Annotated in this window: 22 protein-coding genes; 17 read left to right on the top strand and 5 right to left on the bottom strand. The window is 49.6% G+C overall.

Annotated features, from left to right (window positions below; genetic code table 11):
- Nucleotide 1: 1 nt before the first annotated feature.
- Both nagA and CX650_RS18530 read left to right on the top strand, forming a co-directional pair.
- Nucleotides 2-1,123, top strand: coding sequence for an N-acetylglucosamine-6-phosphate deacetylase (gene nagA / locus CX650_RS18535; protein ID WP_373297502.1), 1,122 nt, complete (start codon nucleotides 2-4; stop codon nucleotides 1,121-1,123).
- Between the two features lie 88 nt (nucleotides 1,124-1,211).
- A complete protein-coding gene (locus CX650_RS18530; protein WP_101096685.1) occupies nucleotides 1,212-2,579 on the top strand; it encodes an MFS transporter in 1,368 nt (455 codons plus the stop codon).
- A 4-nt stretch (nucleotides 2,580-2,583) separates the two neighbouring features.
- Here the strand turns inward: CX650_RS18530 and CX650_RS18525 are convergent, their stop codons facing one another.
- On the bottom strand, nucleotides 2,584-2,886 hold the full coding sequence (locus CX650_RS18525; RefSeq protein ID WP_025009838.1) for an AzlD domain-containing protein: 303 nt from the start codon (nucleotides 2,884-2,886) through the stop codon (nucleotides 2,584-2,586).
- Nucleotides 2,883-3,653, bottom strand: a complete 771-nt coding sequence (locus CX650_RS18520) for an AzlC family ABC transporter permease (protein WP_264184811.1) — start codon at nucleotides 3,651-3,653, stop codon at nucleotides 2,883-2,885. Before CX650_RS18520 ends, CX650_RS18525 begins: the two co-directional genes overlap by 4 nt.
- Before the next feature lie 234 nt (nucleotides 3,654-3,887).
- On the opposite strand from CX650_RS18520, the gene CX650_RS18515 reads away from it, so the two are divergent.
- Nucleotides 3,888-5,702 (top strand): DUF6538 domain-containing protein, encoded by a 1,815-nt coding sequence (locus CX650_RS18515; protein ID WP_101096683.1) that lies wholly within the window; start codon nucleotides 3,888-3,890, stop codon nucleotides 5,700-5,702.
- A 57-nt stretch (nucleotides 5,703-5,759) separates the two neighbouring features.
- Here CX650_RS18515 and CX650_RS18510 read toward each other — a convergent pair whose 3' ends face one another.
- Both CX650_RS18510 and CX650_RS18505 read right to left on the bottom strand, forming a co-directional pair.
- Nucleotides 5,760-8,432: a phage/plasmid primase, P4 family gene (locus CX650_RS18510; RefSeq protein WP_101096682.1), complete on the bottom strand. Its 2,673-nt coding sequence runs from the start codon at nucleotides 8,430-8,432 to the stop codon at nucleotides 5,760-5,762.
- A gap of 142 nt (nucleotides 8,433-8,574) precedes the next feature.
- The gene (locus CX650_RS18505; protein ID WP_101096681.1) at nucleotides 8,575-8,892 is read right to left on the bottom strand and encodes a helix-turn-helix domain-containing protein; all 318 of its coding nucleotides are present in this window, start codon (nucleotides 8,890-8,892) and stop codon (nucleotides 8,575-8,577) included.
- Nucleotides 8,893-9,485: 593 nt separating this feature from the next.
- Here CX650_RS18505 and CX650_RS18500 point away from each other — a divergent pair.
- The 14 genes from CX650_RS18500 (at nucleotide 9,486) to CX650_RS18435 (ending at nucleotide 22,245) form a co-directional block, all read left to right on the top strand.
- Nucleotides 9,486-11,486 (top strand): type I restriction-modification system subunit M, encoded by a 2,001-nt coding sequence (locus CX650_RS18500; RefSeq protein WP_101096680.1) that lies wholly within the window; start codon nucleotides 9,486-9,488, stop codon nucleotides 11,484-11,486.
- On the top strand, nucleotides 11,486-12,856 hold the full coding sequence (locus CX650_RS18495) for a restriction endonuclease subunit S (protein ID WP_101096679.1): 1,371 nt from the start codon (nucleotides 11,486-11,488) through the stop codon (nucleotides 12,854-12,856). The genes CX650_RS18500 and CX650_RS18495 overlap by 1 nt, the downstream gene beginning before the upstream one ends.
- A complete protein-coding gene (locus CX650_RS18490; RefSeq protein WP_101096678.1) occupies nucleotides 12,838-13,578 on the top strand; it encodes an FRG domain-containing protein in 741 nt (246 codons plus the stop codon). The genes CX650_RS18495 and CX650_RS18490 overlap by 19 nt, the downstream gene beginning before the upstream one ends.
- Nucleotides 13,575-14,519, top strand: coding sequence for a DUF5655 domain-containing protein (locus CX650_RS18485; RefSeq protein ID WP_101096677.1), 945 nt, complete (start codon nucleotides 13,575-13,577; stop codon nucleotides 14,517-14,519). Before CX650_RS18490 ends, CX650_RS18485 begins: the two co-directional genes overlap by 4 nt.
- Entirely contained in the window at nucleotides 14,519-17,698 is a 3,180-nt protein-coding gene (locus CX650_RS18480) for a type I restriction endonuclease subunit R (RefSeq protein ID WP_229799958.1), read from the top strand. Before CX650_RS18485 ends, CX650_RS18480 begins: the two co-directional genes overlap by 1 nt.
- Nucleotides 17,699-17,810: 112 nt before the next feature.
- Complete coding sequence (locus tag CX650_RS20190) at nucleotides 17,811-17,978, top strand: hypothetical protein (RefSeq protein ID WP_167388660.1); 168 nt, start codon at nucleotides 17,811-17,813, stop codon at nucleotides 17,976-17,978.
- Nucleotides 17,979-18,061: 83 nt separating this feature from the next.
- Nucleotides 18,062-18,514, top strand: coding sequence for an acetyltransferase (locus CX650_RS18475; RefSeq protein WP_229799960.1), 453 nt, complete (start codon nucleotides 18,062-18,064; stop codon nucleotides 18,512-18,514).
- A gap of 48 nt (nucleotides 18,515-18,562) precedes the next feature.
- Nucleotides 18,563-18,736 carry a hypothetical protein gene (locus CX650_RS18470; protein WP_157823086.1) on the top strand — a complete coding sequence of 58 codons (174 nt, stop codon included), beginning with the start codon at nucleotides 18,563-18,565 and terminating at the stop codon, nucleotides 18,734-18,736.
- 688 nt (nucleotides 18,737-19,424) lie between these two features.
- The gene (gene radC / locus CX650_RS18460) at nucleotides 19,425-19,919 is read left to right on the top strand and encodes a RadC family protein (protein WP_229799961.1); all 495 of its coding nucleotides are present in this window, start codon (nucleotides 19,425-19,427) and stop codon (nucleotides 19,917-19,919) included.
- Nucleotides 19,916-20,353, top strand: coding sequence for a DUF2787 domain-containing protein (locus CX650_RS18455; protein ID WP_101096674.1), 438 nt, complete (start codon nucleotides 19,916-19,918; stop codon nucleotides 20,351-20,353). The genes radC and CX650_RS18455 overlap by 4 nt, the downstream gene beginning before the upstream one ends.
- 59 nt (nucleotides 20,354-20,412) lie before the next feature.
- A complete protein-coding gene (locus tag CX650_RS18450; protein WP_025886710.1) occupies nucleotides 20,413-20,604 on the top strand; it encodes a hypothetical protein in 192 nt (63 codons plus the stop codon).
- 134 nt (nucleotides 20,605-20,738) lie between these two features.
- Nucleotides 20,739-21,284 carry a recombinase family protein gene (locus CX650_RS18445; protein WP_025009846.1) on the top strand — a complete coding sequence of 182 codons (546 nt, stop codon included), beginning with the start codon at nucleotides 20,739-20,741 and terminating at the stop codon, nucleotides 21,282-21,284.
- An 8-nt stretch (nucleotides 21,285-21,292) separates the two neighbouring features.
- Complete coding sequence (locus CX650_RS18440; RefSeq protein ID WP_101096673.1) at nucleotides 21,293-21,823, top strand: hypothetical protein; 531 nt, start codon at nucleotides 21,293-21,295, stop codon at nucleotides 21,821-21,823.
- A 71-nt stretch (nucleotides 21,824-21,894) separates the two neighbouring features.
- Nucleotides 21,895-22,245, top strand: coding sequence for a hypothetical protein (locus CX650_RS18435; RefSeq protein ID WP_157823084.1), 351 nt, complete (start codon nucleotides 21,895-21,897; stop codon nucleotides 22,243-22,245).
- 45 nt (nucleotides 22,246-22,290) lie between these two features.
- On the opposite strand, the gene CX650_RS18430 is transcribed toward CX650_RS18435, so the two are convergent.
- On the bottom strand, nucleotides 22,291-22,896 hold the full coding sequence (locus CX650_RS18430; RefSeq protein WP_101096671.1) for a GIY-YIG nuclease family protein: 606 nt from the start codon (nucleotides 22,894-22,896) through the stop codon (nucleotides 22,291-22,293).
- Nucleotides 22,897-23,211: the final 315 nt, after the last annotated feature.

Raw genomic sequence — 23,211 nt, 5'->3', positions numbered from 1 at the left:
AATGAGCCGCAGTAGTGAGGTTTGGCTGCGGATAGTCGATGGCCGTATTCATACCATTGCCAAGGCGCCCAAGGAAGGTGAGGCGGCAACTCACTATGCAGGCCTTCTGGTTCCCGGTTTTGTCGACACTCAGGTCAACGGTGGTGGTGGCCGCATGTTCAACCGGCAGGCCAGCGTTGAGACGCTTAAGCTGATGTTGGACGCCCATGGCCGTTTCGGCACCACCAGCATGTTGCCGACGCTTATCAGCGACGATATCAGCGTAATGCAAGCGGCACTTGCGGCGGCCATCAGCGCCAAGGAAGCCGGTCTTGACGGCATAGCCGGGATCCATTTTGAGGGGCCGCATCTGTCACTGGAGCGCAAGGGTTGCCACAGTGAAGCCCGCTTAAGAGAGCTTGGCGATATTGAGTTGGCGCTCTACGCCGAGGCTGTGTCCCAACTGGGTGTTTGTGTGGTGACTCTGGCTCCCGAGAGGGTAGGGCCTGAAGATGTTCGCCGCCTGGTGGCGCTCGGTGTCAGAGTGTCGTTGGGGCATTCCAATGCCAACGCCGAAACCGTGATGGCGGCGCTGGATGCCGGAGCCAGCGGCTTTACCCATCTTTATAACGGTATGTCACAGCTGGAGTCGCGTGCCCCCGGCATGGTGGGAACGGCGCTCAGTGACCCAAGGGCATTTTGCGGCATTATTCTCGACGGTCATCATCTGCACCCGGTCAGCGCCACTCTCGCCTGGCGTGCCAAGGGGAGTCGACGTTTGATGCTGGTGACAGATGCCATGTCGCCAGTGGGCTCTGAAGAGCAGGAGTTTGAATTTTTCGGCGGTAAAGTTGTGCGCCGCGGTACTGAGCTCAGGGATCTCAACGGCTCTTTGGCCGGCTCAGTATTGGAGATGACAACGGCGGTTCGCTATGCCGTCAAGGTGCTGGAGATCCCGCTGGAGCAAGCTGTTGCCATGGCCAGCAGTACTCCAGCGGCTTTTGCCGGGCTGAATGACAGAGGCATGTTGGCCGAAGGCATGCGGGCTGACTTGCTGCTGCTTGACGATGCCCTGTATCAGTCAAAGCGCTGGCAAGGCGGCAGGCTCGCAGCGGGCGCCGAAGTTCGCAGCAAAAGCGTTTGAAAAATAAGTAGCTTCAAGGGACATCTGTCCTTGGCAGCAGCTGGATAATCATTGACAGAGAATAACAATAACAGAGGAGATGCCGACAATGGACAATAACACCCTGAATAAAGGAGGCGGCACTTTACTGCCCATGGTGCTGATTGGAATACTCTTTTTTGTATTCGGCTTCGTAACCTGGCTCAATGGTGCACTGATCCCTTTTCTGAAAATCGCCTGTGAACTCAATGAGCTACAAGCCTATCTGGTGGCCTTTGTATTCTACATCGCTTACTTCGTGATGGCCTTGCCTATGTCCGGGCTGTTGACCCGTTTCGGTTACCGTGCCGGGCTACAGATTGGCCTTGGGGTAATGGCGAGTGGCGCACTGCTGTTTATCCCGGCGGCGCTGAGCCACACCTTTGGCCTGTTTTTACTGGCGTTGTTTGTTCTGGGAACCGGCCTTACCATACTGCAAACCGCGGCCAATCCATACATTGTTTGCATTGGTCCGCGAGAAAGCGCCGCCATGCGCATCAGCTGTATGGGTGTGGTCAACAAGGGCGCCGGTTTTATTGTTCCTCTAGTGTTCAGTGCCTGGGTGCTGACAGGTATGGATGCTTTTACGCCGGAAGCGCTGGCACAGCTCAGTGAGCTTGAGCGCACTGCGGCATTGGAGCAACTGTCTGCCCGCTTGGTGCAGCCTTACCTGGCGATGGCGGTTGTCTTGGCTCTGTTGCTGCTGTATGTGCGATTTTCGCCTCTGCCCGAACTGCAACTTGAACAGGACAGCCAGGCCAAAAGCTGTGACAGCTTGGTACCGAGAACGGATTGGCGCGCCATTCTGGCCTATCCCCAGGCTATTCTCGGAGCACTGACACTCTTTATGTATATAGGTGCCGAAGTGATTGCCGGTGACAGCATAGGCCTCTATGGCCAGCATCTTAAAGTGGCCGAATTTGGCATTCTGACCTCCTACACCATGGGATTTATGGTGCTTGGCTATTTGCTCGGCATACTCTTGATCCCAAGAGTAATGAGTCAGCGCAGCGCCTTGGTGGGCTCGGCACTGGCTGGGTTGGTGTTTACTTTGGGGATCATGCTTGGAGATGAAACCAGCACGCAGCTGTCGAGTCTCTTGCTCGAACCTTTGGGGATAATGCCGCTGCCGGATCCCTTGCTTTACCTTGCGCTACTCGGCTTTGCCAACGCCTTGGTCTGGCCCGCTGTCTGGCCGCTGGCGCTGGAAGGGCTCGGCCGCCTGACTGCTGTGGCCTCGGCACTGCTCATCATGGGCATAGCCGGTGGTGCCTTGCTGCCCTTGCTCTATGGCGCCTTGGTGCACCAGGGTGTGCCCCATCAAAGCGCCTACGGGATCCTCCTTCCCTGTTATGGGATGATCCTTTATTACGCCGTTGCCGGCCACAAGCTGCGGGCCTGGTCGGGAGCGACCGCCACCAAAGCCGTGATTGACTGAGACCTCAGTAGATCCAGAAAAATACCGCCATGCTGACGATAGTGGTCAGCAGGGTGTTGCGGGTCAACAGTGCCAGTAAGGCCGCCAGCAGGGCGCAGCTGAGGTAGGGATTGCTCAGGCTCAGTTGCAACTCGCCGTCTCGCAGAAACACTATGGGGGCGAAGATGGCGCTTAATACCGCTGGCGCCGAAAAGCCAAGGAAAGCCTGGGTTTTCTTGCCAAGTCGTATCGGTAGCCCGGGCTCAAGCAGTAAATAACGGCTGAGTATCACCAACAGCGCCATGGTCAGTATGGTTAACCAAATCATGCCTGCTCCTTGCCTTTATCTTGCGTTGTCTCAAGCGGTTTAACTGGACTGCCGCCCAAGAGGCTTTGATAGAGATACCCCACAGCCATGGCGGTTACGGCGGCGATCAGCAGGCCACCCGGGATAGCCAGCGCTTCACACAGGACGCTCAGCAACATGGCCGTGAGCACACATAAGGCGGTGGCAATATTGACTATCCTCGGCACCACCAAAGCGATAAAGGTGGCTGCGATGGCAAAATCCAGTCCCAGAGAGCCGAGATTATCCATAGAGCTGCCGGCGAGAATTCCGGCCAGGGTTGCCAGATTCCAGCCAAGATAAAAACTCAAACCAGCTCCCAGGGCGTACCAGGGCCTAAGGGTACTTTCCTTGCTTTGATTGGCTACCGCAAAGAGTTCATCCGTGAGCAGAAAACCCAGTGTCAGGCGCCAGCGCAGTGGCAAGGGGCTGATGGCTGGACGCATCGCCATGGCATACAGCAGATGACGCGAGGTGATCAATGCCGTGGTAACCAAAATGGCCAGTAGGCTTGAACCTGCCTTTATCATTCCGAGGGCGACCAATTGCGCCGAGCCTGCGAAAACAAACAGGCTCATGGCTTGGCTCTCTAAGGCGCTGAGGCCGGTTTCCAGTGCCAGCGAACCGGCCAATATTCCCCAAGGGATAACAGCTAAAGTCAGCGGCATTACCGCCAGGGTACCCCGTAAAAATTCGCGGCTCCGGTTAAGTTCCTGAATGCGTGATGATTGCTGATTGTGAATGGTCAATCTTGACTCCATCTTGATGATTTTTCTGTTTTAACAAATTGGCCCGGAGTGGTGCCGAATGCCCGTTTGAATTGACGGTTCGAATACATCCGTCATTGCCAAGTCTAAAGACTCTGATCTTATGGTTAGGTTTTTGCTTTTATAATCATAACACTTTGAATTATAGTGGATGAATAAGTCAATGTTCCCAACCTTTGGCACCTTGGGGTGGTACAAAAAGGTGGTACAAAAGAGATGGCATTTATGATTCAACCTAAGCCCGATCCTAAGACCGGTGTATACAAGGTCAGGAAGGTCATTCCCGTCGAACTCAGACCCTTCCTTGAAGGTAAATCAGAGTTAAAACGCAGTCTCAATACCAAGGATGCCAAAGAAGCAAAGCAAAGGGCATCTGCAGTAGTTGCGGAATTTGAAGCGTTGGTTGCAATGGCGAGGATCAGGCTTGCTAACCAAGAGCAAGAATGCACCATCAGTAATAGCGACTTAGATGCTATCGTATCTCGTTGGGCGACTTATGAAGCCTCTAGGCTTCACCAGCCCGAGATATTGGCCCGTTACATCAGGGAGACTGATGAAGGAGTTGAGTACAATCATGACTTGTTTGAGGAGCTTGAAGAAGCAGCTCTCAGCAATTACTACGGACATGACAGGGAAGCCGTAGAGAAGAAATTTGTTGAACATATGGCATCATTCATCGATGAAGCCCTGATGTTATCTGGGCTCAGTCTATCTGCTTTCAAACCGAGGTTCTACCTTGCCAAGGCTCTTGCAAAGCAATGTAAAACGCTTTGTAGTTCGGCTTTTGATAGGGAAGGGGTGGCACGTCGTGATGCAATACGAGGCTTGCCCTATCGGGGACCTTTCACTCAAACATACGCTGTTTCTAACCAGTCGACTCTGCTAAAAGGTATTCATCAAGAATTGGCCGACATGGGATTTACGGTCCTTTCTGATGCAAACGAGTCATACCGAGCTCAAGTAGATAGTCCAGAGGGGGCTATCTCTAACCAGTCAACCCTCCGTCAACTGTTTGAATGGGTTAACACCCAAAAGGGAATGACTTTTGATGGTTTCAAGTTACACAGATGGTTGCAAGATAGGACGCAACCTTGTAATCGAGCAGTTGAGTTCTTCGGTGATAAACCTATAGGTAGCATTGGCAAGCTTGAGCTCCGGAGCTTCTTTACCTTTATCATTACATGCCCAGTAAAGCCTAAAGCAGATATCAGAAGGTTGCCTTTTGCAGAGCAAGCCAAAGCAGCCAAAGCTCAAGGGCTGGCTACGATCACAGTTGCTACGGCTAAGAAAGAGTTAAATCTGATTTCAGGATACTTCCAAGAGGCGGTGAGGTTAGACGTTATCCCTTCCAATCCGTGCCATGGTGTATCCCCTAAGCCCCAAACCAAGTCATCATTGAGAGAGCGAGGCTATTCAGAATCCGAGGTGGCCAGGATCTTCTCCTTATCCATGTTTCGTGAGCTTGAACCTAAAACACTGGCTCGATATGGTGCAGCACCTTATTGGTTACCCGTTCTATTAGCCTACACGGGTGCTAGAGCTGAAGAAATCGCACAGCTATACGTTCGTGATATCGAGCAACTAGAGGCTAATAACTCGTTTTGGTACATCCACATTCGTGACGCTAGAGAAGGGCAGTCAGTGAAAAATAATGAAGCGAGAAAGGTGCCGATATGTGATGCATTGATTGAACTCGGTTTCATTCGGTACGTTAAATCACTTCCGCCAAATGGTCGCCTGTTCCCGCTCTTGAAAGCAAATGCGGCTGGTAAGCTTCACAATGGGGTCGCGGTGTACTTAAAGCGGAAGTTTCAGGAAGCCAACATCGAATTGTTTGAAGAGCTTAAGCCTTTGCATGCGTTTCGCCACCGATTTATTACCCAGGCCCGTCAAGTTATGCGGGAGGATATTCAGAATGCAATCACAGGTCACTCCAATGCCGGTAATGTTGGTAGAAGATATGGAAGCTACGCAGATCTACACACCGCCATCAATAAGATGCCCCGTATAGCAATCCCTCAAATGTATTAGGAATACTAAGTGCTGTCAGGGGGCCTTCCCCCCTGACGTACACTTTATTACCAATCTTTAGGCATGGTATTTAGGCTCAGGTGCAGTAACAACAGAGCTGTAGAAGTCATGGTTACCTTCCATCCTGGGTTTTAACATCAATCCCTGAATACAGGCCTTGTTCTGCTTCCTAACCTTGGTAAACCCTTTATCCTTTAGCCGTTTAGTCATGATGTTGCGAGTCATCTTCCAGTCACTATCTCTCTCTGCCCAACGACGGAAGGCGTCGTATAGCTCATCTGTTGCGATATAGCTCTCCGGCTCGTTTATGGTCATTTCTTCCAAGAAGTTTGCAAGCAGATCTGACTCATGACGATACTCATCAATTCCTGCTTGAATACTTGCTGGTAATGAGCCCTTAATGCTTCGCTCAAGCCACATTTGTACTCCCTTAATGGCCCAGTTGAGGATGCCCGGCAGCTCTGCGTAGAGCTTTTCCATAAGCTTTGGGTCTAACTGGTTACCAGTAAAGCTGGCGTTAAAGGGGAGCAAAATCATCCGTCGCCACATCCCAGGACTGGTATCACGGATAACCGGTTTGTGGTTACCGATTATCATCAGGGTGAACATGGGTCTGTACTCCAGCTCATGCTTGGCGTAGAGGTGCCTGGCAACAATGATGTCATCCCCAGTCATGGACTTAACCAAGTTCTCATCCATACGAGAGCCTTCAGGGAGCTCGTTGGCCACCACCAGCCGACTACCCACCAGCTTGGCAAGGGATGGATTGGGACCTTTACCACTGCCATTGGTTTGCAATAGCACATCACTGCTTATCTGGTGGTAGTAACTCCCCATCAGTCGTTGCAAGATGTTCATAAAGGTGCTCTTGCCGTTACAGCCATGGCCATGCAAGAAGAACATCACTTGCTCATCAGTACGGCCGGTTAAAGTGTAACCAACAATCCGTTGCAGTAGCTGGCCATACTCCTTATCCCCACAGGTAATCTCATCGATAAACTGCTCCCAACGAGGGCAGATAGCCGATTCGTCATAGCTGACCTCGCTACAGCGGCTAATATACATCTCTGGGCTTGGTGCCAAGGGTTTTGCTGTATTGAGGTCTATGACACCATTCCGGACACCAAACTTCATTGGATCACAGTTAAAAGTACTCGCTTTGATCTGGTGGCTCGATTTGTATATCTCCAGCATATCCGCCAGCTTCTTACGCTCTAGGCTTTTGCGTCCAAACTGAATGTATTTATCGGCGAGTTTGAAAGCCTCCTCCTCATTGGCTGCTGCCGCTGCACACTTTTCCATCATACCGTGCTTGATGATATTGTTTCCTACCTCGCTGGCTGCCTGTAATTCAGAATCCATTGTAGGTTCCCAGATGTGGTGCTTGAAGCGATACATCTGACCAAACTCAGTAACAAAAGCAACGACGCGACCCCATAAAGTACTGAGCCGTTTGGCATTGCCAACGTCATTGAAGGTGTTTGGGTCTATGGAGTCCCAAATACTTGCAGTGGCTGCTGGTGTATCTTCAGCCTCAGCCGACGCTTCCTCTGGGCTGGCTTCCGCTGGTGGATAATGCGTACCGCACGTGCTGACTAACTCTTCAAGACTCAACGGGCTCTCGCCGCGAAGGTATTCATCGATATCCTTGCCATGGCCTTCTGGCAAGGTCACTTGGATTAAGGATGGCAACCCTAGAGCGGCGACTCGTTCTCGATACTTGTTACCGGCATCATCATTATCGAAGAAGGTAACCAGTTGCCGATCTTTTAGTCGTTCAGCGAGCCAATTCAGTTGTGACTGACCCAACTGGCCATTGGTTGCCAGCACAGGACCTTGCCAGGCATGCTCTACCAAAGCCAGTAGGTCATGTTCACCTTCAACCAAGGCAACACAGCCCGAGCGGTCCATTGTATCTTGCCCATAAAACTGGATGTCGTTCAGCCAGTACTTCTTGGGCAATTGAAACTGCTTGGCTTTAGTAGGATCCTTAAAGGTAAAGCGGCAAATGTGTTTCTGCTCATCATAGTGAGGGAAGATGTAGACATCCTTGGGGAAGTAGTCCCTGGGGCTAAATTGGCCTTTTTGCACCAGTCCAGAATCATAGAGCTCATCAAGATCGTATCCTTTAGCTGTTAGATGGCGCCAGAGTTCACCGCGGCTGTATCCAATTCCTAGGTCAATCAAAGTGTCTGAACTCAGCTTTCGCTTAGCCATCAGCCACGATAACGGCTTGCTGTCTTTCTCAATCATGGGTTCCCAATAGTACTCCCATGCATCCTCCAGCAACGCCTGACGTTGCTCCAACTGCTCCGGGGTCAACTGAGGCACGTTTTGAACTGCTCTGGTGGTTTGTGGGCGGGGCTGGGTGTTGATGGTAACCCCTTTAATCTCACCACTTAGCAGCTTGTTGGCGGCATCATAGGCATTTTTAGCGAGCTTACAGGTTACTAAAAAGCCAAAGATGTCCCCATGCTTATTACATGAATAGCAGTGGTAGTGCTGCTCTTCAGAGTCGGTATGGTAAATCTTAAAGCAGCCTTTATGACCACAGAAGGGGCATACATCGTCGTCAAGTTGGCAGTAGTCGGATTGCGTTGGCTTGATCTCACTGCCAGTTAACTGGCAAATCAGTTCTGGCAGATCGAACATGGCCTTAATGCCATCATATCCGTGCTCTTTCAGCATCAGAGGGGTGTTGCTAGGGTTAACTTTATATAGTGATGTCATAAGGACATCTCCTTGGAAATAAGGCCAGCAGATTAAAATAGTTATTGAGAAAACCTGCTTTTTTGTGGCCTTCGAGCCTTGTTTGGGCTCTTCCCCGGCAGGATCACCTTCCTAGGTTGCCTGCTGGGGCATTTACACCTCATCAATCGAATCTACGTTGATAAAGGTTAACCGACTGCATTCCGGCAGCGGTGATACTAGCCTGTCTGGTGATTAAGCCAGCCAGTTCCAAACGCCTGATATGACGCCTGGCAGTTCTTAGTGAGTATCCACAACGCCTGGCCAACAGTTTGGCGAGGCTGATATTGCCGGTTTGCAGTAATCCACTTTGGACTGGCAATCGGCTAACCTCGAAGAGGGTCTTTCCCAACTGGTTCTTCAACAGCTCAAAGGGCACTTTGAAGTTATCAGTTGTATTACCTTGTACCGACACCTCCTTGCTAACATCTTGATTAAACATAGTGATCTCCCAGAGGGCATTTTGTGTCACCCCCTTGTTACTTATAGTTTTAATCGATTTTGACAAGCCATGAAAGCCCCTAAATGACGTTTACAGGAGGATTCGGCAAAACCGCAAGCTAGACTTGGAGATTTGCTTATATGAAATTTATTCATGAATATGAAGCATGATTTTCGAAATGGTTATAACGCAGGTATCACAATGGGTTAGCGGAGTTGTAGGTCAGTTGATGTCATACCTTACTCAGCCATCCTGACCCTCTGCTGAAAAATCGGCAATCTGACTAAAGTATTCTTATCTTTATTCCCTTAGGGACTTTTAAGAAATCATTAGAAAATCGGCAGAGCAATGCCCTAAATCCTTCAAAATGCTGACTACTCTTGGGTTTTGGGGGAACAGGCTCCAAAGCAAAATCGGCATAGGCTGACTTGGGGAGATTGCGGGGAGAAGTGAGATGTGTCCATAGGGAAAATCTGTGAAATAACAACTGGTCAGCAAAAGGGGCTATTGGTAGACTTCCCGGTTAACATTGTCGTTAGAATGCTGCTCCCGGTGTCACCACATACACTGGTAGAGCTGTCAGCAGGAACTCCATGGAACACACAAGCATTAGCTCATTGGCCAGTTTTATCTGGTCAGTTGCCGACCTTCTTCGCGGTGACTTCAAACAATCACAGTATGGCCGCATCATCTTACCCTTTACCGTTCTCCGGCGTTTGGAGTGTGTGCTGGAGACAAACAAGGAAAAGGTACTGGCTCAGTTTGAAGCTACTAAAGATATGGCGGAGCTTGCTCGGGAAAAGCTACTGCTAAATGCCTCTGGTCAGTCTTTCTACAACGTCTCCAAGATGGATCTGACTAAGCTTGGTGAAACCAACACAGGTGATAACCTCGATGCCTATGTCAGAGCCTTCTCCAAAGATGCCCGTGAAATCTTCGAGCACTTCAACTTTGTCAATACTATCTATGCCCTTGATGATGCCAACCTGTTGTATCAGGTAGTGAAGAAGTTTCGAGGAATAGACCTGTCTCCGGACAAGATAACCAACTACCAAATGGGATTGGTGTTTGAAGAGCTTATCCGCCGCTTTGCAGAGAGTTCCAATGAGACGGCCGGGGAGCACTTTACCCCCAGAGACATAGTAAGACTCACCACTTCTCTGGTTTTCAGTGCCGATGATGAGGCCCTTACTAAACCCGGGGCGGTTCGTTCTATCTATGACCCTACAGCAGGTACTGGCGGCTTTCTGTCATCCGGTATGGAGTACCTCAATGAAATCAATGGTTCAGCCCGTTTGGCTACTTTTGGGCAGGAACTGAACCCTGAGTCCTACGCTATCTGTAAGGCGGATATGCTCATCAAGGGACAGGAGATCAGTAATATCAAGCTGGGTAATACCCTGTCAGATGACCAACTCAGGTTCGAGCGGTTTGATTACTGCCTCTCTAACCCACCATTCGGAGTAGATTGGAAAAAGGTTGAGAAGCAGGTTAACGATGAGCACAAGCTCAAGGGACATGAAGGCCGTTTTGGTCCGGGTCTGCCAAGAGTGTCCGATGGCTCTCTCTTGTTCCTGATGCACCTCATCAGCAAGATGAAGCCAGTATCCGATAATAGCCCGGGAAGCCGCATAGGCATTATTCTTAACGGCTCGCCGCTGTTTACCGGCGGGGCAGGTAGTGGTGAGAGCGAAATCCGTCGTTATATCCTTGAGCGTGACCTCTTGGATGCCATAGTCGCACTGCCCACTGACATGTTCTACAACACAGGTATTGCCACCTACATCTGGGTGCTGTCCAACCACAAACCGGCTGAGCGTAAGGGTAAGGTGCTGCTGATTAACGCCAGTGACATGCATTCAAGTATGCGAAAGTCGCTTGGCAGCAAGCGTAAGTTCCTTGATGATGCAGCCATTAGCACCATTGTCGAGCTCTACAGCCGTTACGATGGCAAGGCGGTCGATAGTGCAATCGCCAAGGTGTTTAACACCACCGACTTCGGTTATCGCCGGATTACTGTGGAGCGGCCTCTTAAGCTTGCCATCTACCCCAAGGATGCAGTGAAACTAGAGACCTTACAACAAAGTAAAGCCTGGGAAAAGCTCGATGAAACCCTAAAAGCTACGGTACTTGAGGTGCTCTCAAGCCTCTCCAATGATAAGTTCCTCTGCCGTGAGGAATTCAAAAAGGTCTTCACCAAGGCGTTCAGTGCCATGTCAGCCGACAAGCTGCCAGCGGCAGTGCTTAAGCTGCTGTACTCAAGCCTGGGTGAACAGGATGACGCAGCCAAGGTCTGCCTTGCTAAAGGGGCTCCAGAGCCAGCCTCTGAGCTAAGAGATAACGAAAATGTGCCCCTGAATGAGGATATCAACGCTTATTTTGAGCGTGAAGTGTTGCCCCATGTGCCCGACGCCTGGATAGACACTAGCAAGACCGACCCGCTCGATGGCAAGGTGGGTATGGTTGGCTACGAGATCCCCTTTAATCGTCATTTCTACCAGTACCAGCCACCAAGGTCGCTACAAGAGATTGATGCTGATTTGGATACGGTGGCGAAGGAGATAATGAAGCTGCTCGCCGAGGTGCACTCATAATGGGAAAGCATAAAGCGTACCCTGAATATAAGGGCTCGGGGGTAGAGTGGATCGGTCAAGTACCTAACCATTGGGATATCCATTCTCTAAAACGGACAGTCAAAGGCTGTGTTAATGGTATCTGGGGGTCAGAACCAGATGGTGAATCTGATCTCATAGTTCTGCGTGTAGCAGACTTTGATCGAGTAAAACTTGATATTCGAGATGACAAACTTACATATCGTAGTATCCCAGCTAAGGATAGGAAGTCTCGTCTACTGAAATCGGGTGATCTTCTTATCGAAAAGTCAGGGGGCGGTGAGAAGACACTGGTTGGTTGTGTTGTCCGTTTCGATAAAGACTATCCGGCTGTAACCTCTAATTTTGTGGCAAAAATGTCGCCGTTGACTGGATACGACAGTGCATTCCTAAATTATGCGTTTGCCCACTTGTATTCAGGCAGGGTTAATTATCCCGCGATAAAGCAAACTACTGGTATCCAAAATTTAGACTCTGACGCCTATCTGATGGAGCGGTTTGCATTTCCGAGCTCAGAAGAACAACGCACCATAGCCGCCTTCCTTGACTACGAAACCGCCCGGATAGACAGCTTGATTGACAAGCAGCAGCGGCTGATTGAATTACTCAAGGAGAAACGTCAGGCGGTCATCTCCCACGCCGTCACCAAGGGCCTCAACCCCGATGCCCCCATGAAAGACTCCGGCGTCGAGTGGCTCGGCCAAGTGCCTGAGCATTGGGTTGTGGGACCCTTAAAATATCGCATAACTTCAATGGATCAAGGCTGGTCTCCACAGTGTGAGGCTAGATTGGCAGAGGAAGGCGAGTTCGGGGTATTGAAGGTTGGTGCTGTTAATGGTGGCATTTTTAAACCAATGGAACACAAGGCGTTGCCTTCAGAGTTAGAGCCCAAACTTCGATATCGGGTTACAAAGGGAGTTCTACTTATTTCTCGTGCTAATACCCGAGAGCTTGTGGGGAGTGCCGCTGTTGTAAATGACGATTACGATAACCTACTCGTATGTGACAAACTATATCGTCTGACTCTAAATCAAGACACTGATGCTGAATTTGTGGCGTTAGTGTTAGGAGTCCCGGCTTACCGTGAGCAAATAGAGTTATCCGCTACCGGAGCAAGTGACTCTATGCAGAATATTGGTCAGGGAACGATTCGAGAGTTAATTATAGCCATGCCATCCAAGCAAGAGGCGAAAGTGATTGTTGAATCGGTAGTGTTGATTAGTGAGAAATACTCTCGATTGATTGAATCAGCCTGTAAACAAATCGTGCTGTTAAATGAACGCCGTACAGCACTTATTTCCGCTGCTGTGACTGGCAAGATTGATCTGCGTGAATGGGTGAAGCCGACATGAGTTCGATTACATCAACCGTGAAGAGTGTTTCTGAGTATCTGGAATGGACAAGAGACAGTAAGCGAAAGACTGTCCATGTATTGTACAGGGGGCAACGGAAGCCTTGGAAAATGCTTCCAAGCATCTCGCGTATTGGAATGCCATCGGCCCTTCTAGAACACGAGAAGACATTATTGGAATGTTTTAAACGAGAGGCGGCTCGGTGTTTACACAAAGTCCCTGATAATGATTGGGATTGGTTGGTAGTAGCCCAACACCATGGGTTACCAACCCGTTTACTCGATTGGACGAGCGATCCCAAAGTCGCTCTGTGGTTTGCGTTGGAAAAGACTCAGGTAATCCCAGATTCAGAGCCGGTAGTGTGGCAACTCTGCCCGGATGCAAAGGATTATGTTACCAATCAGGCCAGCGGACGACCATTCCACGGAAAGCGAACCAAGCTATTTGAGACCACTTTTGATATCCCAAGAGTTCGTGCCCAGCAAGGATACTTTTCCCTTTCTAAACACAGTACTAAATGGAAATCAGGTTTTGTTGCATTGGAAGAGAATCGCTATTTGAAGGACATGCTGACTGGGGTTAGGGTTTCCTTAAAGTACGCCAGTTCGATGCTTTCTGAATTAGAGTCAGAGGGGTATACGAGGAATAAGATTTATCCTCCTCGAGTTGATGCAATTGCAAAAATGGTTAAAAACCATGTGATTAAGGGATTGGTCCAATGAGTGATATTAAGCTGTTTAAGTACCACTCAAGTGGGGTAACTGAATTAGAAGGCAAGGCAGCTGTGGTCGAGAGAGACTTACAGCAACTGATTGAGAGCAACATGGAAGCCTTCCTGGGTGTACGATTTCTCGCTAAAGAGTACAACACAGGTAAGACTCATAGGGGGCGTATCGATTCGCTGGGGCTCGATGAAAATGGCTGCCCGGTGATTATCGAGTACAAACGCCACACCAACGAGAACGTCATCAATCAGGGGCTGTTTTACCTGGATTGGTTGCTGGATCATCAGGCTGAATTCCAGTTATTAGTGATGAAGACGCTGGGGAATGAGGCTGCCGAGAGCATAGAATGGGAAGGCACCCGCCTTTTATGTATCGCCGGGGACTTTACCAAATACGATGAACATGCGGTGCAGCAGATAAACCGCAACATTGAACTGCTTAGGTACAAGCTGTTTGCCGATGACTTGCTGATGCTGGAACTGGTGAACGTGGTGGCTGTGTCGGGCCAGTCAGTTAAACCTCAGATAGGATTAACTGGTACTGACGCTGCTTTCGCCAAACCCAAATCCTCCTCCGTGATGAAAACTCACCTCGAACAGTTGGAGCTGGCTTCTGTGTCATTAAAGCAGCTCTATGACGGCGTAATCGACTATACGGCAAGCCTTGGGGATGACGTTCACTACAAGCAATTAAAGCTCTACGGTGCCTTCAGACGCCTTAAAAACTTTGTGTGCATCATAGTGCTGCCTAAGCAAGACCCCAAGTTGCAATTGCTGGTGCGGCTCGATCCCAAAACCGTGGATATGGAAGAGGGGTTCAGCCGTGATGTGAGTGAGATTGGCCATTGGGGGACAGGCGATTTGGAACTGACAATTCGCACAGTAGATGACTTGGAGAAGGCCAAGCCATTAATCAAACGAGCCGCTGAGGAAAACTGATGAGTATGGAAGCCAAGGCCAGGGAGCTGGCGTTTCAGAACTACATTATCGATGCACTGGCCACCCAGGGTTGGCTGGTGGGCGAGTCGGCCAGCTCTGATGGTGGAAAGTATGATAAAGAAAGGGCTCTGTACCCAGAGGACTTGCTGGCCTACGTAAAAGAGAGCCAGCCTGCTGCCTGGGAGGGCTTTTGTCGCATCTATCCCCAAGATACCGACAAGCACCTTTTGAATGCCGTTGTAAGGCATTTGGAACACCCAGACAAGGGCACCCTGTGGCTGCTGCGTAACCCATTGGAAGACCGAGGGGCGAGGCTCCGGCTTGCCACCTTTAAGCCCGACCATGGGCTCAATCAAGAGCTTATTAATCGCTATCAGGCTAACCGCTTAAGGGTCGTACCAGAGCTGATTTATAGCCCCAACGGTTACGATGGTCGCATAGATTTAACCCTGTTCTTGAATGGTTTGCCGGTAGCTACACTGGAGCTGAAGTCCTGCTTTAAGCAAAGCCTGGAGAATGCTAAACAGCAGTATCGTAAGGACAGGCTTCCCAAGACTGGCAACAAAGACGAGCCGCTGCTGAAGTTCCGCAGGGGGGCACTGGTGCATTTTGCGGTGAATCAGTTTGAAGTGGCGATGACCACCAAGCTTGCCGGTGACAGCACCTTCTTTTTACCGTTTAACCGAGGTACTAAGGCGGGTGGGGCGGGGAATGACCTGCCTGATGAAGGGGCGGGCTTTGCTACCAGTTATCTGTGGGATGAAATCCTCACGCCTGATAATTGGCTTAAGATCCTTGGCCGCTTTATCCACCTTGAGGTGAAAAAGCAGGAAGATGCCCTTGGTCGTATCCACAAGAAAGAAACCCTGATCTTCCCCCGTTATCACCAGTGGCAGGTGGTCACCAAGCTGCTTGCCAAGGTGCAGGAGGAAGGCACTGGCCATAAGTACCTTATCCAGCACTCGGCAGGCTCGGGTAAGTCCAACTCCATTGCCTGGCTGACCCACCAGTTGGCCTCACTCTACGATGCCAATGGCGATAAGTGGTTTAAGTCGGTGATTGTGATTACCGACCGCACAGTACTCGACAGTCAACTACAGGAAACCATCTCCCAGTTTGAGCATGCCGAAGGAGTGATAAGCCGGATTAACCGGGATGAGGGCGAGGGCAGCAAGTCGGCCCAGCTGACGGCCGCACTGGCTATCGGTACACCCATCATTGTGGTGACCATTCAGACCTTCCCTCATGTGCTGAAGGCGATTCAGGAGTCCACCAGCCTGAAAGACCATACCTTTGCGGTAATTGCCGATGAGGCCCACTCGAGCCAGAGCGGCAGTACCGCACGGCAGCTGCGGGAAGTGTTGATGGCTGAGCAACTGGATGAAAACGAGGAGCTGACCGCCGAGGATGTGATGAACATGACTCTAGCGGCCCGCCTTGGCAGTAATCACATCAGCTACTTCGCCTTTACCGCCACCCCCAAGGGCAAAACGCTGGAGCTGTTTGGCCGGCCAGATAACCCGGCAATGCCCCTAAGTGACGACAATAAGCCCAAGCCCTTTGATGTGTACAGCATGCGTCAGGCCATTGAGGAGGGGTATATCCTCGATGTGCTGCAAAACTATACTAGCTATGGTTTGGCCTACAAGATGGCTATAGCTGGAGCCAAGGCGGAGCAGGAAGTAGACAGCAAGAAAGCCAAAAAGACTCTCGGTAAGTGGTTCAGGCTGCACCCCCATAACATTGGCCAGAAGGTGCAGGTGATAGTGGAGCACTTTAAGGCCAATGTGGCACATTTGCTGAACCAGCAGGCGAAGGCGATGGTGGTCACCAGCAGCCGTTTGGAGGCCGCCAAGTATAAACTCGCGTTCGATAAGTACGTGGCCGAGCAGGGCTATGGCAACATCAGGGCCATGGTGGCCTTCTCAGGTGAAGTGACAGATCCGGACACCGAGATTGCCCACACTGAACGCAGCATGAACCCCGACCTTCATGGTCAGGACATGCGAAAGGCATTCGATACCGACAGCTACCAGTTGATGCTGGTGGCCAATAAGTTCCAGACCGGTTTTGACCAGCCGAAACTGTGTGCCATGTACGTGGACAAGAAGCTCACCGGCGTGGACTGCATCCAGACGCTCTCGCGGCTTAACCGTACCTATCCGGGCAAGGACCGTACCTTTGTGCTGGACTTTGTAAACAAGCCCGAGGACGTGCTGGAAGAGTTCCAGAAGTACTTTGAAACCGCTACCCTGGAAACCGCCTCCGACCCCAATCTGGTGTATGACCTGAAGCACAAGCTGGTGAATGAGGGTATCTTCCTGTGGAGCGAAGTGGAGGCCTTTGCGGCATCTTACTTTGACCCCAAGCGGGGCACCGAGGGCTTACTCCATTACCTGGCACCGGGGCGAGACCGCTTCCTCAAACGCTATCAGTTGGCCATGGATACCCTAAGGGCTGCCAAACGTCAGTTCAATGAGATTAAGATGCATGGCTCCGAGGTGGAAAAGAGCAATGCCGAGGAGCGAATTGCTGCCGCTGAAGAGGCCCGTAACCAGTTGGTGATGTTCAAGAAGGATTTGAACAGTTTTATCCGCTTCTATGAGTTCGCCTCGCAGATCACCCCATTTAATGCCGTTGATCTGGAACAGCTCAGTACCTACGCCAAACACCTGCTGCCCCTGCTACGGGAAGAGGTGCTCGAAGATGATGATATCGACCTCGACGGGCTAGTGCTGAGCCACTACAAGCTAAAAGAGAAACGCACCCAGGACTTGCAGTTAAGGGAAGGTAGGGGAGATGGGCTTTATGGTGTTACTGGGGTTGGTTCAGCCAAGCCCAAGCAGGATAAAAAGGACTTTCTGTCAGAGATCCTCGCCAAAATGAATGAAGTCTTTGGTGAAGGAGTGACTGAAGGCGATAAGCTTGATTGGTTACAGGGGATGGCGAGCAAGATAGCCGAGAACGAAGCTGTGATGGCCCAAATCCATAACAACGACCGCAAGGCCATTATGCAAGGTGACTTTCCCAAGGCTGTTGATGAAGCTGTAATCAGTCGTATGGGGACTCAGGAAGAGATGTCGATGGATTACCTGTCACGTCCTGATACTGCGAAGATACTGCAAAACCTGCTGCTGGATCTTCTGTTGAAGGGGCTTGGCCGGGAGCTTAGAGGGTAACATCGCATTGCAACTAAAGATTTGCTGCGATATGCTGAAAACATATTGACGGTCTGGTCAGTATAGGGAAGTTAGGCTATGATATGCAGCCGTTCAACTGAGGAGGTTCATCATGTCTACTACTTCATTTGACAGAGCCTTTGTTGTTGCCGATAGCGATGCCATTGCACACTTAAAGAGTGACATGCAATCACCCAGGAAAGTTAAGGTGAAGCATCGCGATCATAAGAAAGATGCCGAGAAAGGTATTAGGCTATTAAAACAACGCTTGTCAAAATAAGTGACCTATTAAACACCGAGGAGCTCTCTGAAGCAGATGTCAGAGAGCTGCTTAGTTCCTTTACGTGTCCCAAAAATGCTGATGTGGAGTCGTTCCTTCACAATAAGGCAATCGATTTTGAACGTAGGGATGCGGCCAGGACTTATCTTTTAGTCAGCCAAAATGGTGATATCTTGGCCTATTTCTCCCTGTCATTTAAAGAGTTGCAACTTAACGGCACCTCGTTGTCAGGGGCTCAAGTGAAGAAGCTCGATGGCTTTAGTAAACTGGCAGAGAGAGTCAAAGCTTATTTGATCGGTCAGATCGGCAAGAATTATTCTGTTGTGCCTAACCCTATAAACTTAGAATGTATACTCGATGAAGTATATATGGTCATTGATGAGGCTAGAGCTTTGCTTGGTGGTCGAGCTATCATTCTTGAATGCGAAAACACCCGTCGATTGATCGAGTTATATCAAACCCAAGGCTTCAAACTGATACATACAACTAGCAACGAGAAAGGGTTAGTTACGATGTACACGGTCGTGTCTGGATGAATAGGGTATGGAACGATGCCTGAAGTCCAACATCAGAAGAGAGGATATGTGATTAACAAGTTTCTCAACAAGTCCACAGAGGCGGCCCCTAAAAGCAGTAAACTGTCGGACTTTGTACTGCATGCTTCTTCCAGAGACAAGAAGAAGGTGTTTACACAAGTACTGAAAGCATCCTCTGCAGAGCAGCGAAAAGTGATTGAACGAGCTGCTGCCATGCAGTGAGGATGTTTGATTACACATCGCAAAGGTAGCCTCAGGGCTGCCTTTTCTTTTATGTGGCTCTTATTGATCCGGATAGTCGTGATACCAGTACAGTATGTTTAGCCACTCACCTGTAGCCTGAAAGTGGATAAGCAACCTTACAACCCAGTGCATGAACGGTAGATGTTCCTTTGGGTGAGTAGCGTAAAGCGTTCCACCCGTAATCTTGATTGACTCAGGGTTAAAGCCTTTGTCAATAAGGAATTGCTCAACTTCACCCGGTTCCCTGAAGCCTCCGCCAGGTATTGTCCCCTTGAGATGCATCTTCTTTTGTCGGGTACCATAGTTATCTGGGATTATCTCGGTTTCAAACCTAGGTAACCTCGCTTTCCGTGCTCCCTTGACTTGATGCCTTCGCTCAGTATCACTGAAACGACCCAGAACCAGCAATGGTTGATAATCCAATACGACCTCTTCAGGCCAGCGAATGTCTCCTCTACGAGTATTGGATGGTGATGCCAGATATCTGGCAGGTGTACTAGATGTAAATGTCATAATGGCCTCATTGAGATTGGTGGGGCAGAATATGTCACCCCTGTTATTACTAGTTTAATGCGAGCTGGCGGTCTCCAAGCTTCTTATACCGTTAATTAATCGCACCCCTTTGAGGCATAAGAAACCTGAAATAAATCAATAGGAAGGGTTTGCTATGCAACTGACAATGAAACCGGGAGCCTCTAATGAAGGCAATGGTGAATACCAAGAGAGGGTCATTCGGGAGGCGATAAGTATCCTGGAGTCCCGATATCAGGACCACAATGTCAAAACAGCGGTGTTTACCTCTCCGCCTCTGGTAAAGGATTACCTTAAGCTCCGGATGGCGGGGTACGAGAGAGAGGTGTTTGCCGTTCTGCTACTGGACAGCCAACACCGATTGATTGCTTGTGAAGAGCTGTTCTTTGGCACTATAGACGCCGCTGCTGTATATCCCAGAGAGGTGGTTAAGTTGACTCTTTCACGGAACGCCGCAGCGGTTATATTTGCCCATAATCATCCTTCGGGTATACCTGAGCCTTCCTCAGCCGACAGACGTATTACAGAGCGTCTGGTGAACGCTCTGGCCACTGTGGATGTGCCGGTACTGGATCATCTGGTTATCGGCCAGGTGGATGTGGAGTCGTTTGCAGAGAGGGGCTGGTTATGATTGACAGTAAGCATATCGATTTGACCGAAGCTCGCCGGTGGCTACCCGTAACAGTCACTCTGAGTGGCATCTTACGGAGAACACTGGAGGAACACCCTAATGAGCGATGTTCTGACGGCGTAACCCTCAATTTCCGAGACCCCAATTACTCAGTGGAGCATGGGGGCTATCACCCGGTTGAAATTCGACTGGAACGCTCTGACTCGGCTTCTGGATGGCGTTTGGTGTATATCACTGACTTTGCCTTCTTTGGCCAGGTTTATCCTGAGTTGGAGAAAGAGTTGGACTTCAATCTATCAAATGGAACAGGGTATCAGGCTTACACGGGGGAGTATCCGCTAAACAACTTCCGAGGCCTTTACCGGATTTGGGAGTCCAACTTCCGCTACTACCTCGGGTTAGGTGTCTATCAACTAACCGTCACTTGGGACTAAGCCTAAGACGTCCCTAACAACCAAATTGCAGTCAATTCGTCACTACATGGACCCATGTGGTGAGCCTTTGGCTGCCTGTTATCAACCCTCAAAAGGAGAACATCATTAACGAACTACTCAGACGGGTCGCTAAAGCCGCACTACTGACCATAGTGCCGATACTTATCCAGGCCTTCACCGAACGCTATTTGTCCGACGAGGAAGCTTGGGAAGAGCCTCTTGATGAAGGAGATCAAGAGAACCGTAACTAACTGTATGCAAAGTCATTAAACCAAGCCTATGTGACACGGTGGTAGAAGGACCCTTTCCCCGTGTCACATGGGTCCCTTTGCACCTTCTGAAGGGCTTGGTCAGTGTACCTTGCCCTATTGAACAGGAGTTATCTATGGCCGAAATAGGGTACGCCCGTGTATCGACTACGGGACAAAGCCTAGACGCACAACTGAAGGCATTGGCTGACTGCGACAAGGTATTTCAGGAGAAGGTTAGTGGAGCAGAGGGCGACCGACCTCAGTTAAAGCTGATGTTGGAGTTTGTCCGAGAAGGTGACGTCGTGATAGTCACCAAGTTGGATCGACTTGCACGGAACACTAAGCATCTACTGGAGATAGCAGAGCTCTTGGAGAAGAAGAGAGTCTCCCTTCAAATCCAGAATCTGGGAATTGATACAGGGACCCCAACAGGAAAGCTAATGCTGACGATGGTTGGTGCTATCGCCACCTTTGAACGCGAACTGATGCTGGAGAGACAAGCAGAGGGGATTGCCTTGGCCAAACAACGAGGCAAGTACAAGGGACGAAAGCCAACAGCCATGCTTAAACGAAACCAAGTCATACCGTTGTTAGAGGAGGGACTGCCGAAGCCTGAAATAGCCAAGCGTGTCGGTATATCTCTGTCGAGTGTGCAACGGATAGCAAGAGAACAGCAATAGAGGTTGTTATGACGAGAAAGAAGAAAGTGATTATTGGGTTGATAGCGTTTATGGCGTTCAACATATACATCTATAAGGGGGCTCATGACGTCCCGACTGGTAAGATGCGAGGGCTTAGTGATGAGTGCCAACTATTGGTTGGGCCTCCCTCACGAAAGTATCCGTTTGCAACATACTACATAGCCAGCAAAGACGATTTTGTAAAGGAACTGCGAAACCTGAATATTGTTATTCAGACAGATCTTCAGTGTAAACGTGATGATGCTGAATGCTTCTTTGCAACTTACTGGAATTCATCCAAAGCTGTCGCTTCGGTAAAGACAACTGTCATAGATGGGATGAAAATCGCCTTGGCCAGAGATAGACCAGTCAATGGGATACAAGAGTACTCAGATCGTTGCCTGGAACATCTAAGAGACATTAGTTCGAGCAATGCTCGAAGATTGGAGTCTGATGCTTATGCTAGAAAAGAGGGGTATGGGTGGCGGAACGTGTTCCCACCATTCCACTGGTACTATGAGACATTCCTAAAATGGTAAGAGCAATTAGACTATTCCTCTTTCTTGTTCTTGTTATTGTTCAATCATCTCCAAGCTATGCGAACGATTGGATGGAACAGCTCAAGCGTGTTTATGCCTGGAGGGAGGTGGCTAGCCTGTGTCTTGATAAGGCTCCTAAATATCAAGAAGACTGGTCTCTCATGGTTCAGCTCCATGACAAACAGATCATCATTTGGCAACGTATGATTAGGGATGAGCTCAGAGCCGCTTTGGCTCCAGAGCAAAGAGCAACGTTTTGGTTTGAACAACTGGAAAACCTTGCCCAGGTCTGGGCACCAACGCAAGTGAGAGGTATGGATTGCGGCCCAAGTGATCTCGAGTTTCTGGCAAACCGGATGACTCAAGACCCGACATTCTTCACAGCCATGGAGTTGGTCAAGCAAGAAAGAGGAGGGCGCTAGGCCCTTCTTTTTACCCATCGTAAGGTTTAGTAAGGATTAGGCGTTCTAGCGGCCATTCCCCCCTGCAGTTTTATTAAGATAAGGGGAGTGCCTCCTTATTTGCTCTTTTTCAGCGATGAACAACTGGATGATGCTTGCTTCCCTCTTGGCAGTTAGGACTTCAAAGCTCTCGCTATGTTCATTGAACAACCCTCTGCGAGAATGCTCTTGGCAACGCCGACGCATATCGATGGTTTTACCAATGTACTTATAGGCACCTTCAGTGTCTCTGATACGATATATACCGATCAGTCCTTTCTTTATGGACTCACAAGACGAATGTTGACAGGGCCTGCCTGGTTTAAGTGCTGAGCCGACTAAAGGTGTTGGAATAGTCTCCGAAATAATGTCGACGCTGGGTATTTGAAGGGATTGTTCTTTGCACTTGTAAACATTCTTCTGACTTGCTTTACAGCAGGCTGGTTTTTTTTGGGGTCTAGAAGCAACGCCATTAACAAGTCCAGAACCCACCGCTCCAAGTATACGCAGTAAGTATGGCGTTATAACGTATATAGTACCAGCTACAACTAATACACTCCCAACGGCTATAGCAGTTGCCGTTATTGGATGTTCTTTACCCCAATTAAGAAGTTGTTTTAATGAGCTAGCCATTCTAACTCCAGACACTTAAGATAGGTTATGTCAGTATAGTTCTTCTGTTGTTCACTGTTGGTTATAGGGTGGTACAAATACAGGGTACATACTGCACAAGTAAAGGTGTGTAACACTATGATTCAAAAGAGTTTATTTTTTGATTGATGAATTGACGGTTCAAATGGCTTTGGTCGCAAAATCCTCAGTCCTGTGCCACCTGGATGGGGAAGCGCCCAGCCGCAACAACGTTCGCGCCAGAATTAATCTTGCCTGGGTTTGAGCCAAATTGTGCCCTGAACTGCCTGAGTAACACAAAAGGCGCAGTTGTACCAG

The organism is Shewanella indica, assembly GCF_002836975.1.
Lineage (GTDB): Bacteria > Pseudomonadota > Gammaproteobacteria > Enterobacterales > Shewanellaceae > Shewanella > Shewanella indica.
The sequence above is the reverse complement of the archived record's forward strand: the minus strand, read 5'-3'. Positions and strand labels throughout refer to the sequence as shown.

Bases quoted from the DNA above. Each gene is read 5' to 3' on its own strand.
- nagA (WP_373297502.1), top strand. From the start codon at position 2: ATGAGCCGCAGTAGTGAGGTTTGGCTGCGGATAGTCGATGGCCGTATT.
- CX650_RS18530 (WP_101096685.1), top strand. From the start codon at position 1,212: ATGGACAATAACACCCTGAATAAAGGAGGCGGCACTTTACTGCCCATG.
- CX650_RS18525 (WP_025009838.1), bottom strand. From the start codon at position 2,886: ATGATTTGGTTAACCATACTGACCATGGCGCTGTTGGTGATACTCAGC.
- CX650_RS18515 (WP_101096683.1), top strand. From the start codon at position 3,888: ATGGCATTTATGATTCAACCTAAGCCCGATCCTAAGACCGGTGTATAC.
- CX650_RS18510 (WP_101096682.1), bottom strand. From the start codon at position 8,432: ATGACATCACTATATAAAGTTAACCCTAGCAACACCCCTCTGATGCTG.
- CX650_RS18505 (WP_101096681.1), bottom strand. From the start codon at position 8,892: ATGTTTAATCAAGATGTTAGCAAGGAGGTGTCGGTACAAGGTAATACA.
- CX650_RS18500 (WP_101096680.1), top strand. From the start codon at position 9,486: ATGGAACACACAAGCATTAGCTCATTGGCCAGTTTTATCTGGTCAGTT.
- CX650_RS18495 (WP_101096679.1), top strand. From the start codon at position 11,486: ATGGGAAAGCATAAAGCGTACCCTGAATATAAGGGCTCGGGGGTAGAG.
- CX650_RS18490 (WP_101096678.1), top strand. From the start codon at position 12,838: ATGGGTGAAGCCGACATGAGTTCGATTACATCAACCGTGAAGAGTGTT.
- CX650_RS18485 (WP_101096677.1), top strand. From the start codon at position 13,575: ATGAGTGATATTAAGCTGTTTAAGTACCACTCAAGTGGGGTAACTGAA.
- CX650_RS18480 (WP_229799958.1), top strand. From the start codon at position 14,519: ATGAGTATGGAAGCCAAGGCCAGGGAGCTGGCGTTTCAGAACTACATT.
- CX650_RS20190 (WP_167388660.1), top strand. From the start codon at position 17,811: ATGTCTACTACTTCATTTGACAGAGCCTTTGTTGTTGCCGATAGCGAT.
- radC (WP_229799961.1), top strand. From the start codon at position 19,425: ATGCAACTGACAATGAAACCGGGAGCCTCTAATGAAGGCAATGGTGAA.
- CX650_RS18455 (WP_101096674.1), top strand. From the start codon at position 19,916: ATGATTGACAGTAAGCATATCGATTTGACCGAAGCTCGCCGGTGGCTA.
- CX650_RS18445 (WP_025009846.1), top strand. From the start codon at position 20,739: ATGGCCGAAATAGGGTACGCCCGTGTATCGACTACGGGACAAAGCCTA.
- CX650_RS18440 (WP_101096673.1), top strand. From the start codon at position 21,293: ATGACGAGAAAGAAGAAAGTGATTATTGGGTTGATAGCGTTTATGGCG.
- CX650_RS18435 (WP_157823084.1), top strand. From the start codon at position 21,895: ATGGAACAGCTCAAGCGTGTTTATGCCTGGAGGGAGGTGGCTAGCCTG.
- CX650_RS18430 (WP_101096671.1), bottom strand. From the start codon at position 22,896: ATGGCTAGCTCATTAAAACAACTTCTTAATTGGGGTAAAGAACATCCA.